Origin of the sequence: Brevundimonas poindexterae, assembly GCF_020524625.1 — a bacterium.
Classification (GTDB): Bacteria; Pseudomonadota; Alphaproteobacteria; order Caulobacterales; family Caulobacteraceae; genus Brevundimonas; species Brevundimonas poindexterae_A.
Window position 1 is genome coordinate 55,580 of the sequence record NZ_JAIVLL010000003.1, and the last position, 13,541, is coordinate 69,120.

The 13,541-nt window shown below is 68.5% G+C and carries 11 protein-coding genes; 9 read left to right on the top strand and 2 right to left on the bottom strand.

The genetic code is table 11. The annotated features are described in order from the left end of the window. The first annotated feature begins 35 nt into the window (after window positions 1-35). Entirely contained in the window at window positions 36-1,313 is a 1,278-nt protein-coding gene (gene purD / locus LC068_RS10960; protein WP_226637205.1) for a phosphoribosylamine--glycine ligase, read from the top strand. On the opposite strand, the gene LC068_RS10965 is transcribed toward purD, so the two are convergent. Beyond that, window positions 1,310-3,586 carry an ATP-binding protein gene (locus LC068_RS10965; protein WP_226637206.1) on the bottom strand — a complete coding sequence of 759 codons (2,277 nt, stop codon included), beginning with the start codon at window positions 3,584-3,586 and terminating at the stop codon, window positions 1,310-1,312. The two genes, purD and LC068_RS10965, sit on opposite strands and share 4 nt — an antisense overlap. A gap of 126 nt (window positions 3,587-3,712) precedes the next feature. Here LC068_RS10965 and LC068_RS10970 point away from each other — a divergent pair, with 126 nt between their 5' ends. The 7 genes from LC068_RS10970 to LC068_RS11000 all read left to right on the top strand — a co-directional run bounded on the left by LC068_RS10970 (window position 3,713) and on the right by LC068_RS11000 (window position 11,135). Beyond that, window positions 3,713-5,122, top strand: coding sequence for a sensor histidine kinase (locus tag LC068_RS10970; protein ID WP_226637207.1), 1,410 nt, complete (start codon window positions 3,713-3,715; stop codon window positions 5,120-5,122). 107 nt (window positions 5,123-5,229) lie between these two features. After that, a complete protein-coding gene (pstC, locus tag LC068_RS10975) occupies window positions 5,230-6,672 on the top strand; it encodes a phosphate ABC transporter permease subunit PstC (RefSeq protein ID WP_226637212.1) in 1,443 nt (480 codons plus the stop codon). Beyond that, window positions 6,665-7,954: a phosphate ABC transporter permease PstA gene (pstA, locus tag LC068_RS10980; RefSeq protein ID WP_226637213.1), complete on the top strand. Its 1,290-nt coding sequence runs from the start codon at window positions 6,665-6,667 to the stop codon at window positions 7,952-7,954. Before pstC ends, pstA begins: the two co-directional genes overlap by 8 nt. 4 nt (window positions 7,955-7,958) lie before the next feature. Further along, window positions 7,959-8,840 (top strand): phosphate ABC transporter ATP-binding protein PstB, encoded by an 882-nt coding sequence (gene pstB / locus LC068_RS10985; RefSeq protein WP_226637214.1) that lies wholly within the window; start codon window positions 7,959-7,961, stop codon window positions 8,838-8,840. Window positions 8,841-8,848: 8 nt separating this feature from the next. Continuing rightward, on the top strand, window positions 8,849-9,589 hold the full coding sequence (gene phoU, locus LC068_RS10990) for a phosphate signaling complex protein PhoU (protein WP_209119861.1): 741 nt from the start codon (window positions 8,849-8,851) through the stop codon (window positions 9,587-9,589). A gap of 17 nt (window positions 9,590-9,606) precedes the next feature. Then, on the top strand, window positions 9,607-10,296 hold the full coding sequence (phoB, locus tag LC068_RS10995) for a phosphate regulon transcriptional regulator PhoB (RefSeq protein WP_209119860.1): 690 nt from the start codon (window positions 9,607-9,609) through the stop codon (window positions 10,294-10,296). Between the two features lie 47 nt (window positions 10,297-10,343). Further along, window positions 10,344-11,135, top strand: a complete 792-nt coding sequence (locus LC068_RS11000; protein ID WP_226637215.1) for a hypothetical protein — start codon at window positions 10,344-10,346, stop codon at window positions 11,133-11,135. Here the strand turns inward: LC068_RS11000 and LC068_RS11005 are convergent, their stop codons facing one another. After that, window positions 11,136-12,044 (bottom strand): Hsp33 family molecular chaperone, encoded by a 909-nt coding sequence (locus tag LC068_RS11005; RefSeq protein WP_226637479.1) that lies wholly within the window; start codon window positions 12,042-12,044, stop codon window positions 11,136-11,138. 144 nt (window positions 12,045-12,188) lie between these two features. Between LC068_RS11005 and LC068_RS11010 the strand changes: the two genes are divergently transcribed. Next, window positions 12,189-13,535 carry an SDR family oxidoreductase gene (locus LC068_RS11010; RefSeq protein WP_226637216.1) on the top strand — a complete coding sequence of 449 codons (1,347 nt, stop codon included), beginning with the start codon at window positions 12,189-12,191 and terminating at the stop codon, window positions 13,533-13,535. Window positions 13,536-13,541: the final 6 nt, after the last annotated feature.

Here is a 13,541-nt window from a genome sequence, read left to right on the forward strand (position 1 = left end):
TTGACCCCACGGCCCGGTGCCGTCATGTCGCGGGCATGAATATCCTCCTCGTCGGATCGGGTGGGCGCGAGCATGCGCTGGCCTGGAAAATCGCCCAGTCGCCGCTGTGCCGGAAGCTGGTCATCGCACCGGGCAACCCGGGCATGGAGCGGCTCGGCGAGCTGCGCAGCGATGTGCGCGCCGACGATGCCGGGGCGCTGGCCGCGCTGGCGCGTGAGATCAAGGCCGATCTGGTGGTCGTGGGCCCGGAGATGGCGCTGGAAGCCGGGCTGGCCGACCGGCTGGACAAGGTGGGCATCCCCTGTTTCGGGCCGACGGCCAAGGCCGCGCGGCTGGAGACCTCCAAGGCGTTCGCCAAGGCCTTTCTGGAGCGGCATGACATCCCGACAGCGGGCTATGGGGTCTATGAGACGCTGAAGGACGCGCGCGAGGCGCTGTCGGTGTTTCGGCCGCCCTATGTGATCAAGGCCGACGGTCTGGCGGCCGGCAAGGGGGTGGCGATCAGCCCCGACCGCAAGGATGCCGAGGCCGAGATCGAGCGGATGCTGGGCGGCCGGTTCGGCAGCGCCGGGGCCCGGGTGGTCATCGAGGAGTTCATGGAGGGCGAGGAGGGCTCTCTGTTCGCCCTGTGCGACGGCAAGACCGCGCGCCTGTTCGGCGGGGCCCAGGACCACAAGCGGGCCTTTGACGGCGACCTCGGCCCCAACACGGGCGGGATGGGGGCCTATTCGCCCGCGCCGGTGTTCACGCCCGAAATGGTCGAGGCGGTCGAGAGCCGGATCGTCAAGCCGACCATGGAGGGCATGGCGGCCGAGGGCCATCCCTATCGCGGGGTGCTGTACGTCGGCCTGATGGCGACGGAGGACGGGCCGCGCGTGGTCGAGTTCAACGCCCGCTTCGGCGATCCGGAATGCCAGGTGCTGATGATGCGGCTGAAGAGCGATCTGGTGCCGCTGCTGCTGGCCTGCGCGCGGGGGGATGCCTCGCGGGCGCCGGAGCCCGAGTTCCACGACGGTGTGGTGATCACCGTCGTGCTGGCAGCCAAGGGCTATCCCGACAGTCCGCTGACGGGGTCGGTCATCCGGGGCGCCGAACAGGACTTCGGCCCCGATGTGAAGGTCTTCCACGCGGGTACGAAGCGGCGCGAGGACGGCTGCCTGATCGCCTCGGGCGGTCGGGTGCTGAACGTCTGTGCCCGCGGAGCCGATATCGCCGAGGCGCGCGAGCGGGCCTATGCCGCTGTGCGCAAGATCGACTGGCCCGGCGGGTTCCACCGCTCGGACATCGGCTGGCGGGCGATGGAGCCGCGCTAGGCCGCCTGACGCGCCTGTTCGGGAAGCTGGGTGACGGTCTCGATCAGCTCGGCCGCGTCGAAGGGCTTGGCCAGATGGCGGTCGGCGCCGGCGGCCTGGGCGGCGGCCACGTGTTCGGCCAGGGCGTTGGCGGTCAGCATGACAACCGGGGTGCGCTCGCGGCCGTCGCTGGCCTCGATTGACCGGATTTCCCGCGTGGCAGTCAGGCCGTCCATCACCGGCATCTGCATATCCATCAGGACGATATCGAACCGGTCCTCGCGATAGGCGTCGACGGCCTGCTGACCGTTTTCGACCAGAACCATGCGGGCGCCGACCTGGGACAGGATCAGCTCGACCACCTTGCGGTTGGTGGGATGGTCGTCGGCGACCAGAATGTTCAGACCCTCGCGGCTTTCGGCCATCGGGGCCGCAGGCGCCTCGTCCACCGGCGCGGCGACCCGCTTGAGCGGGACCGACAGCATGAAGCAGGCGCCGCCGCCGGGCTCGCTCTCGCAGTCGAGAGTGCCGCCCATCATTTCCGCCAGCTGGCGGCAGATGGCGAGGCCGAGGCCCGAGCCCCCGAACTGGCGGGTGATACCGCCGTCGGCCTGTTCGAAGCGGCTGAACAGCCTATCGCGGGTGGCCGCGTCGAAGCCGATGCCGGTGTCCGAGACCGCCAGCCTCAGGGTCTCGCGACCGCTGGCTTCCACGCCCGCGCCGATCGTCAGCTGGACCATGCCATCGGCGGTGAACTTCACGGCATTGGACACAAGGTTGGTCAGGATCTGCTTCAGCCGGACTACATCGCCCTCGATCCAGCGGGGGCAGTCTTCGGCGATCTCGACCATGTACTGCAGGCCCTTCTCGCGGGCGCTTTCGGCGTAGAGCTGGGCGGCTTCCTCGACCGCCTGATGCAGGTCCATGGGTTCGGGCGTCAGCTGCAGTCGTCCGGATTCGACCCGGGCGAGGTCGAGGATGTCGCTAAGCAGGATCTGGAGCGTGCGGCCCGAGGCGTCGATCAGCTTGAGCATATTGCGCTGCTCTTCGCTGAGGTCGGTGTGCGACAGGGCCTGGGCCACGCCGATGACGCCATTCAGGGGCGTGCGGATCTCGTGGCTCATATTGGCGAGGAACTGGCTCTTGGCGGCATTGGCCGCCTCGGCGGCGTCGCGCGCCTCGGCGAGGGCCTGGGCGTCGCGCTTCAGCTCGGTGATGTCATTGACCGCCGTGACGATCCCGCCGGCGGCCGTCATCCGGTCCTGGACGCGCAGCCAGCGATTGCCGGCGATGGGCTGTTCCAGGGTGTTGGACAGGCTCTTGCGCGCCTCAATGCGACTGGCGATCCACTCTTCCTCGCGTCCGATGGCCTCCTGGTAGAGGCCCTCGGAAATGCCGATCTCGAGGATCTGGCGGAAGGTCATGCCCCGCTCGAGTTTGGAGCAAAGCTCCGGGTTCACCTCGGCGTAGCGGGCATTCCACAGGACCAGCCGGTCCTGGGAGTCGTAGAAGCCGAGGCCGTCGGGCATGGCGTCGATGGCTTCACGCAACTGGCGCAGCGCGCTGGTGCGCGACCAGTAGGTCAGTCCGGTTGAGGCCGCCGCCGCCACGACCAGAACACCGATGGCCGCGGCGATCACGCCCAGCACCTCAATTCCGTAATAGGCGGTGCCCTCGACGGCGAGCGACGGGTCCGGGGTGATGGTGGAGGCGCCCATGGCGATGAAGTGGAGCGCGCTGACGGCGAGGGTGCCGGTAAAAGCTGCGCCCAGGGTGAATTTCCAGCCGCCCCGGGAATGCAGCCAGCCTGCCAGGGTGGCGAACACCATACTGGTCAGCAGGGCGGTAGCGACCAGGGCCGGGTCCCAGCTCAGGGTACCCGGCATACGCAGGGCCGACATGCCCACGAAATGCATGGCGGCCACGCCGCAGATGCCGAACAGACCGGCGAGGATGCGCGCGGCAAGGGTGCTCTTGCCGGCCAGGGCGATCAGGGCAGTGCCGGACGCGGCCCCCAGGGCGAGGGCGAGCGAGGCGAAGGTCAGGCCCATGTCATAGGCCAGAGGAATACCGGGATCGTAGCCGAGCATGCTGGTGAAGTGGGTGGTCCAGACCGCCAGTCCGCCCGTCACCACGGCGCCGGCACCGAACGCCAGCCGCGTCTGACCGCGTGACCGGCGCGCGCGCTCATACAGCGACATCGCCGTCATGAGGCCCCCCAGACAGACGGTGGCCGCAAGAGCGACCATCACCCAGTGGTGCTGGGTCGTCAGACAGAGCAGTACGGTATTCACGTAGACGCCATTCCCCTATTCGCGGGAGAAGCTAGGCCGGAGTCGTGAATATTCCGTGCGTTCGGGCAATTCCCGCAGCGCCAAAGGCTGTCTTGCGGATTTCACACTTCCCGCGCATCACAGGGCATGCCTGACGTCCAGACCTCTTCGCCCGTCGTGCCGTCGCCCGGGTCGCGCCTGTGGACGGCGGGGGCGTCCGGGGGTCTCGCAGTGCTGATCCTGCTGGCGCTGGCAGTCTACGATCCGGCCCATGCGGCGCCGCTGATCGGTGGTGCGCTGCTGGTGGCGGTTACCACCTGGCTGGTCGCCAATCAGAGGCCCGTCATGCCGGAAGGGAATGAGGATTCGGACGGGGGCACCCGTGACGAGACCCGGCCGGCCGGTCAGATTGCCCTGCTCGAAGAGGTGTTCGAAACCGTCAGCGACCCGCTGCTGGTCGTGCGGGGCGGGGAGCCCGACGACATGGCCGGGCGCCGGGTTGTGCTGGCCAACCGGGCAGCGCGAGACCTGCTGCGCATCCCGCGCGAGGGGGCGATTCTGGTTTCGGTGCTGCGTGATCCGACCCTGCTGGAAGCCGTGGACGAGGCCCTGTTCGGCGGGGTCAGCCGCGAGACCAATTTCGACTCGGGCGGGGTGCAGGCCCGGCACTGGCGGGCGATGACCCGGCCGCTGCCGGCCTCGGCGACCGAGACGCTGGCGCTGGTGCGGTTGCGCGACGAGACCGATGTGCGGCGCATGGAGCTGATGCGGGTCGATTTCCTCGCCAATGCAAGCCACGAGCTGAGGACGCCGCTGGCCTCGTTGTCGGGCTTCATCGAGACGTTGAAGGGCCATGCGCGCGAGGACTCGGTCGCCCGCGATCGCTTCCTGGACATCATGGCGGCGCAGGCCGAACGGATGTCGCGGCTGGTCGCGGACCTGCTGTCGCTGAGTCGGATAGAGCTGAACGAGCACGTGCCGCCGTCGGGGCATCTGGATCTGGGCCGGGCGACGACGGATGTGGTGGACGCGCTGAGCGTGCTGACCCAGCAGCAGGGGGTCGAGATCGCGGTGGCCGCACCGGACGACGCCGTCCGCATCCGTGGCGAGCGCGACGAGATCGTTCAGGTGATCCAGAACCTGATCGACAATGCGATCAAATATTCGCCGCGCGACGGCCGGATCGAGGTGGACATCCGCACGGGCCTGTCGCCCGCAGAGGCGGCCGCGTCGCGCATGACGGGGGCCGCGCGCCTGCCGCTTCTGACGCCGGACCGGGGCGAGGACCTGACCTATGCCGCCGTGACGGTGCGCGACCACGGGCCGGGCATGTCACGCGAGCACCTGCCGCGCCTGACCGAGCGATTCTATAGGGTCGAGGGTCAAAAGAGCGGCGAGCGGCCCGGTACGGGGCTGGGTCTGGCGATCGTCAAACACATTGTGAACCGGCATCGCGGCGGGCTGGTCGTGGAGAGCATACCGGGTGAGGGCGCGGCCTTTACCGCCTTCTTTCCCCTGTCGAATCGCACGGCTGTGACAGAACCTCTGACGGTGTAACCGAACTGTCATGGACCCGTCGTAATCCGCTGACCAATCGCGGGCAGGGTCCGCGCACTTTCATGGTGGCCCGCACGGCGACCTGATTCCCCGTATCGCGGACCTCGATGACCCTGACCGTCCTTCTGATCGTGATCCTGCTGGCGGCGGCGGCCTTTGTGCTGGGCCGGCGCCGGGCGGCGCGTCGGGCCGAGGCCCTGACCGGGCGGGCCCGGGCCCATTCGCGCCCGGTGCAGCACGGGGCCTATGCGATGATCTGGGTCGCGGCACCGGCCCTGTTCGTGCTGATCGCCCTGTCGATCCTGTCCGGCCCGATTTCGCACCAGCTGATCCAGACCGGTCAGCCCGAGGCCGTCGAGCGCCTTGAAGGCTTCCGCAAGAATGCCTTCGTCGCCGACGCGGCGCGGGTCGCTGACGGAGAGCCGGCCCAGGCCATCTGGGAGCCCGAGGTCGCCCAGCACCTGGCCCCCGAAGGCGCCCGGGCCGCCCGCATACAAACGACCCTGATGTGGGCCGGTGTGGTCGGGGCCCTGCTGGCGGGACTGGTCGGCGGTCTGGTCGCCTTCATGCGGATCCGTCCGGACTTCCGTGCGCGCAACCGGGTCGAGGGCTGGATCGTGGGGTTGCTGCTGGTCTGTTCGGCCATCGCCATCCTGACGACCATCGGCATCATTGCCTCGCTGCTGATCGATGCGACGCGCTTCTTCTCGGCCGTGCCGCTGCCGGAGTTCCTGTTCGGCACCCAGTGGAGCCCGCAGACTGCCATCCGCGCCGACCAGGTGGGCTCGACCGGGGCGTTCGGCGCCCTTCCGCTGTTCGCCGGGACCTTCCTGATCATGCTGATCGCCATGGCCGTGGCCGCGCCGGTCGGCCTGTTTGCGGCCATCTATCTGTCGGAATACGCCGGGGCCGCCAGCCGCGCGATCATCAAGCCGGTTCTGGAGATTCTGGCCGGGGTGCCGACCGTGGTCTACGGCTTCTTTGCCGCGCTGACGGTGGGGCCGGCCTTCCGCGAGGGCTTCAACACCCTGGGGCGCTGGCTGGTCGGTGGACCGCTGGACGGGCTGGGGCAGTATCTGATGCTGGTCCAGAACCAGATGGCGCTGGTCGCCGGGGCCGTCATGGGCATCATGCTGATCCCGTTCGTCTCGTCCCTGTCCGACGACATCCTGAATGCCGTGCCGCAGTCGCTGCGCGACGGCTCCTATGCCATGGGGGCCACCAAGTCGGAGACCGTCAGCCGGGTGCTGATGCCCGCCGCCCTGCCGGGGGTGGCCGGTGCGCTGCTGCTGGCCATGTCGCGCGCCATCGGCGAGACGATGATCGTGACCATGGCCGCAGGTCTGGCCGCGCGGCTGACGCTCAATCCCCTGGACACGGTCACCACGGTGACGGTGCAGATCGTGACCCTGCTGACCGGGGACCAGGAGTTCAACTCGACCAAGACGCTGGCCGCTTTCGGCCTGGGCCTGACCCTGTTCGTGGTCACCCTGGCGCTGAACGTCATCGCCCAGCGCATCGTCCAGACGTATCGGCAGCAGTATGACTGAGACCCGTGACGCCCTGGCGGCGACCCGTCTGGAGCGGCTGAGAGGCGGGCTGAAGCGCCGCTATGCCCGCGAGATGCGGTTCCGCATGTACGGCATCCTGGCCATCGCCGTGGCCGTGGCCTTCCTCGCGCTGCTGCTGGGCCGGATCGTGGAGCAGGGACACACTGCCTTCTATGCCCACGAGGTGTCGGTGCCGGTCTATCTGGACCCGGCCAAGATCGATCCGTCCTATCCGCAGGGCACCAATTTCGAGCAGATGGTCGCCGAGCAGCAACTGGCGACGCAGGGCCTGAGCGGCGATGCCGCCGGGCCGATGGCCGCCGAGATGCGCGGCCTGTTCTCGTCCGAGCTGAAGTTCCAGGTCGCCGAGCAGGTGGCTGCCGATCCGTCGCTGATCGGGCAGACGGTGACCTTCGACGTGCCTGTGTCGGATGACGCCGACCTGTTCTTCAAGGGCAAGATTTCGCGCGACACGCCGTCGGAGCAACGCCGCCTGACCGACCGCCAGATCGGCTGGCTGGACCAGATGGAAGACGCCGGCCGGGTGCACAGCCACTTCAACGCCCGCCTGTTCACCAGCGGGGACTCGACCGAGGCGGAGCTGGCCGGGGTGCTGGGGGCCGTGGTCGGTTCGGCCCTGATGCTGATGGTGACGGCCCTGCTGGCCATTCCGGTCGGCGTTGCGGCGGCGGTCTATCTGGAAGAGTTCGCGCCCCGGAACCGGCTGAGCGCCCTGATCGAGGTCAACATCAACAACTTGGCCGCCGTGCCGTCGATCGTCTACGGCCTGCTGGGTCTGGCGCTGTTCATCAACTGGATGCACCTGCCGCGGTCGTCGCCGCTGGTGGGGGGTCTGGTGCTGGCGCTGATGGCCCTGCCGACCATCATCATCGCCACCCGCTCGTCGCTGAAGGCGGTGCCGCCGTCGATCCGCGAGGCGGCCCTGGCCATGGGGGCGAGCCGCACCCAGACGGTGTTCCAGCACGTCCTGCCGCTCGCCCTGCCGGGCGTCATGACCGGCGCGATCATCTCGCTGGCGCACGCGCTGGGCGAGACCGCGCCCCTGCTGCTGATCGGCATGGTCAGCTTCATTCCGGGTGTCGCCAGCTCGATCACCGAGCCGAGCGGCGCCCTGCCGTCCCTCATCTACATCTGGGAGAATGCCTCGGAGCGCGCGTTCCACGAACGGACCGCCGCGGCCATCATGGTTCTCCTCGCCTTCATGATCGTGATGAACGCCGCCGCCATCCTGCTGCGGCGTCATTTCGAGCGCCGGTGGTAAACGCATGAAACAGACGATCTATCGCTCGCAGGACGGACTGGAAGGGGGCGCGCCCGCCGCCGGGGTGCCGGCCGAACTGGCCGCCGCCGCCCAGGCCGCCACCGACCCCAAGGGCGCCGCGCCCGTCGGCCCGACCAAGATCGCCGCGCGCGACGTGTCGGTCTTCTATGGTGACAAGCAGGCGCTGTTCGACGTCAGCCTGGACATTCCGGACAAGACGGTCACCGCGCTGATCGGCCCGTCGGGCTGTGGCAAGTCGACCTTCCTGCGCACCATGAACCGGATGAACGACACCATCGCCGGCGCCAAGGTGACGGGCCGGATCGAGATGGACGGCGAGGACATCAACGCCCGCTCGCTGGACCCGGTGCTGCTGCGCGCCCGCGTCGGCATGGTGTTCCAGAAGCCCAACCCCTTCCCGAAGTCGATCTTCGAGAACGTCGCCTATGGCCCGCGCATCCACGGCCTGACCCGGTCCAAGGATGAACTGGCGGGGGTGGTCGAGGAATCCCTGCGTCGTGCCGGCCTGTGGGAAGAGGTCGCCGACCGTCTGCACTCGGCGGGCACGGGCCTGTCGGGTGGCCAGCAGCAGCGTCTGGTGATCGCCCGCGCCATCGCGGTCAATCCGGAAGTGATCCTGATGGACGAGCCGTGCTCGGCCCTGGACCCGATCGCCACCGCCAAGATCGAGGAGCTGATCGACGAGCTGCGCGAGCGCTATTGCATCGTCATCGTCACCCACTCGATGGCCCAGGCGGCCCGGGTGTCGCAGCGCACCGCCTTCTTCCACATGGGGCGGCTGGTCGAGACCGGCGATACCGAGGAAATCTTCACGAATCCGCGGGAACGGCGCACGCTCGACTACATCACCGGCCGGTTCGGATAGGGCACCCGATGAACCAGCACACCGTCAAATCCTACGGGGACGAGCTGAACCAGCTGACGGCCATCGTCGCCCGCATGGGGGGACTGGCCGAGGCGCAGGTGGCCGATGCGATCGAGTCGGTGGCGCGTCGCGACGTCGCCCTGGCCCGTGCGGTCGTCGAGCGCGATGCCCGGCTGGACGCCCTTCATGCCGATATCGAGAAGAAGGCCATCCGCCTGATCGCCCTGCGCCAGCCGGTCGCCTCGGACCTGCGCAAGACGCTGTCGGCGATGAAGCTGGCGGTCGACCTCGAGCGCACGGGTGACCTGGCCCGCAATATCTCGAAGCGCGCCCTGATCCTGGCCGAGGGCGAGCCGATGCTGCCCCTGACCCGGTCGATCGAGCGGATGGGCAAGCTGGTGTCGAACCGGCTGCGCGATGTGCTGGATGCCTACACGGCCTCGGACGTCGACCGGGCGATGGGCGTCTGGACCTCGGACGACGAGGTCGACGAGCACTACAACAGCCTGTTCCGGGAATTGCTGACCTATATGATGGGCGATCCGCGCACCATCACGGCCTGCACCCACCTGCTGTTCATGGCCAAGAACCTGGAGCGGATCGGCGACCACGCGACCAATATCGCCGAGACCATCCACTATGAGATCACCGGCGGCGACATGATCGGTGAACGGCCGCGCTGGACGCCGACCCCGTCGGATTCCGATGTGATGGCGGCCGACGATCCCCTGCGTCCGCAAGAGTCCTGAGACCGGAGACCCCTATCGTGCAGCCCTATGTTCTTGTGATGGAAGACGAGGACGCGCTGGCGACCTTGCTTCAGTACAATCTGGAAAAGGAAGGCTACCGCGTCGTGGTGGCCGGCGACGGCGAGGAAGGCCTTGTCCAGATCGACGAGCGCCTGCCCGATCTGGTGCTGCTGGACTGGATGCTGCCCAAGGTGTCCGGCATCGAGGTGTGTCGGCGCATCCGCGGACGGCCCGAGACCCGCAACCTGCCGATCATCATGCTGACGGCGCGCGGCGAGGAAACCGACCGGGTGCGCGGTCTGGATACCGGCGCCGATGACTATCTGACCAAGCCTTTCTCGATGACCGAGCTGATCGCCCGCATCCGGGCGGTGCTGCGCCGCATCCGTCCGGGCCTGGCCGACGACCGGATCAACCACGGCGACATCGTCATCGACCGGGTGGCCCACCGGGTGCGCCGGGCGGGCAAGGAAATCCACCTCGGCCCGACCGAATTCCGCCTGCTGGATCACTTCATGCAGCACCCGGGCCGGGTGTTCAGCCGCGAGCAGCTGCTGGACGCGGTGTGGGGCTCGGACGTCTATGTCGAGGCGCGCACGGTCGATGTGCACGTCGGCCGCCTGCGCAAGGCCCTGAACGTCGAGGGCACCGCCAACCCGATCCGCACCGTGCGCTCGGCGGGCTATTCGCTGGACCTGGACGGGTAGGTCGCGCACTCTCGGGGCCAGCAGTGGCGGACGAGAGGAGAATGCCGATGTTGGGACTGGCCTTGGCCGCGACTTTGGCGGCCCTCTCGCCGTGTGACGCGCCCGTGGGCACGTCGATGCTGCTGGACACCGATGCGCGCATCATTGTGATCGGGGAGTTGCATGGCACTGCCGAGGTGCCGGCGGCCTTTGCGGAAATGGTGTGCGAGGCGGCGCAGCGCGGGCCGGTGACCGTGGCGCTGGAACTGCCGCAGGGCATGCAGCCGGAGATGGATGCCTTTCTGGCCGCCGAGGATGATGCCGCCGCGCTGCTGGCGCTGGAGGGCACGCCCTTTCTGGACCCCACGATGATAGATGGCCGCACCAGCCTGGCCATGGTGGCGATGCTGAACCGGATCCGGGCGCTGCGGGCCGAAGGGCTCGATGTCACCATTCACCTGTTTCAGCCGTCGAGTGGCCGCCCTGCCGGCTTCGTCCAGAGCTGGTACGAACTGGACATGGCCAAGGCGTTGTCCGAAGGGATCTATGCCCGGCCGGAGGCGAGGGTACTGGCGCTCGTTGGAAACCTCCACGCCAGCAAGACGGCGATAGACGACATGCCACACGTTGGCCTGCCAGCCTTCGCCCACTTTCGCCCGGCGGAAGTGTTCTCACTGCAGGTGATGTGGCAAGGCGGGGAGGCCTGGACCTGCAATCCCGAGTGCGGATCCCACGCCTATCCTTCCGCTCATGATGCCAGCGCCCGCGGCGTCATTCTGGAGCCGGATGACGAGGGGGCGTACGATGGCCTGCTGGCGGTCGGACCGACGACGGCATCGCCGCCGGTCCAAGCCGAATAATCAGACGGCCGCCCCTGCCTCCAGCTCATAGACCTTGGCGCAGTATTCGCAGGTGACGTGGATCTTGCCGTCGGGCTCGACCATCTCGGCGCGTTCCTCGTCGGTGAAGCTGTCGAGGACGGTGGCGATGCGGTCAGGCGAGCAGCGGCAGTGGGCCACGAGCGGCTGGGCAGCCTCGAGGCGCACGCCGTCCTCGTGGAACAGGCGATAGAGCAGGGTCTCTGACGGGACCAGGGGATCGATCAACTCGTCGGCGCCGATGGTGCGGAACAGGGCGCGGGCGCGGTCCCAGGCATCCTCGGTATCACCGCGCGCGGCATCGCCGGCCAGCCGCTGGATCATCATGCCGCCCGCACGCCAGGCGCTGCCGGTGTCGTCGGTCAGGCGGCCGACGGCGAGACGCACCTCGGTCGGGATCTGCTCGGACTGCTGGAAATAGTGCTCGGCGCACAGCGACAGGCTGTCGCCCTCGATGGGGGTAATGCCCTGGTGGCGTTCGAAGTCCGGCCCCTGGTCGAGGGTCATGACGAACACGCCCTTGCCCAGCAGGCGGTGCGCGCCGGGTCGGGCCTGATCCGCAGTCAGGGCGGCCAGTTCCCCTTCGTCATAGCGGCAGTAGCCGCGCAGCGTGCCCTCGGTGCCGTAGTCGGCGACGACGTAACGGACCGGGCCGTCGCCCTGGGCCTGCAGGATCAGGCGGCCCTCGAACTTGAGCGCCGAGCCGATCAGGGACGCGAGCGCGCAGGCTTCGCCCAGCAGCTCGGCCACCGGGTCCGGATAGGCGTGCGCCGACAGCACGGCGTCGATGGCCGGGCCCATGCGCACGATGCGGCCGCGCACGGGCTGGTCCTGGATCTGGAAGGCGGCAACCCGGTCGTCGGGCAGGCGGGAGGCGTCGGTCACGTCGATATCCTGTGAGGCAAGGGCGCACAGATAGGGGGAGGGGGCGGCCAATTTAAGCCCTTGCAAGCGTTGCCTTATGATATGGCCGGAAACCCCGGCGGGGGCTGTGCCGTTGTTCCCGTGCCCCTCACAGTGATCACAAGGCGTCCGATGTCTTCCAAGCCCCAGCTGAAACCGCTCAAGGATCAGGCGATCGTCATCACCGGGGCCACGTCGGGCGTGGGCCTGACGACGGCGCGGCGGGCGGCGCGGGCGGGGGCCTGTGTGTTCCTGATCGCGCGGGGCGAACAGGACCTGAAGACGCTGTGCGAGGACATCCAGGCCGAGGGCGGCCGGGTGGCCTGGGCCGCAGCCGATGTCGCCGACTATGACGCCCTGTCCGAAGCCGCCGACAAGTGCCGGCGCCTGTTCGGTGGGTTCGACACCTGGGTGAACAATGCCGGCGTGTCGATCTTCGGCCCGATCCGCGAGACCACGCTGGAGGACCAGCGGCGCCTGTTCGAGACCAACTACTGGGGCGTGGTGAACGGTTCGCTGATCGCCGTCGAGCATCTGCGCGGCCGCCCCGGCGGCGGGGCCATCGTCAATGTCGGCTCGATCCTGTCGGATGCGCCCATCCCGCTGCAGGGCATCTATGCCGCATCGAAACATGCGGTGAAGGGCTTCACCAATTCGCTGCGGATGGAGTTGATCCGCGAAAAGGCGCCGGTGTCGCTGAGCCTGGTCAAGCCGGCCGCGATCGACACGCCCTACAACCGTCATGCCCGAAATCTGACCGGTCAGGCCGTGCAGAATCCGCAGCCGGTCTATGGCACGCATGTGGTGGCGGACACGGTCCTCTATTGCGCCAGCCATCCGATCCGCGAGATCACCGTGGGCGGGGGCGGTCGGCTGATCGCCTCCTTCTATTCAGCCCTGCCGGGGGTTGCCGAGCCGCTGTTCGCGCGCTTTGCTCCGTCGATGATGCGCGACAAGACCCACGACTATCACCCCTGGGATGACGGTCTGTACGACCCGACCAATGACGGCCTGGCGGACGAACTGCATTATCCGGTGGTGCGCCGCTTCAGCACCCTGGCCGAGGTGCGCAAGCACCCGGGGATCGCCGGGACGGTCGTGGCCCTGCTGGCGGCCGTCGGGGTGGGCTACATCCTGCTGAACCAGAAGTCCGGGCCGACGCGGTTCGAGCGCTGGAAGGCGCAGGCTGACCCGCGGCGCTGGCGAATGCCGTCGATGCCGTCCATGCCCTGGCTGTCGCGCCTGCGCTCTGACGGCATGGATGGACGGCTTGAGGCCGTTCAGGCCGAGCTGGACCGCTACGGCGGGCGTGCGCGTCGCGGCCTGGAGCAGGCCGGAGGTCGGGCGCGCCGCTATGCTGCCGATGCCGGCGGCTATGCCCGGGACCACGCGAAGGAGGGCGGGGCGGTGGCCGCCGCCACGGCCCTGCTGGGTGTGCTGGCGCTGCTGGCCATGAAGACCGGCCAGAGCGACGACTGAGCCGTT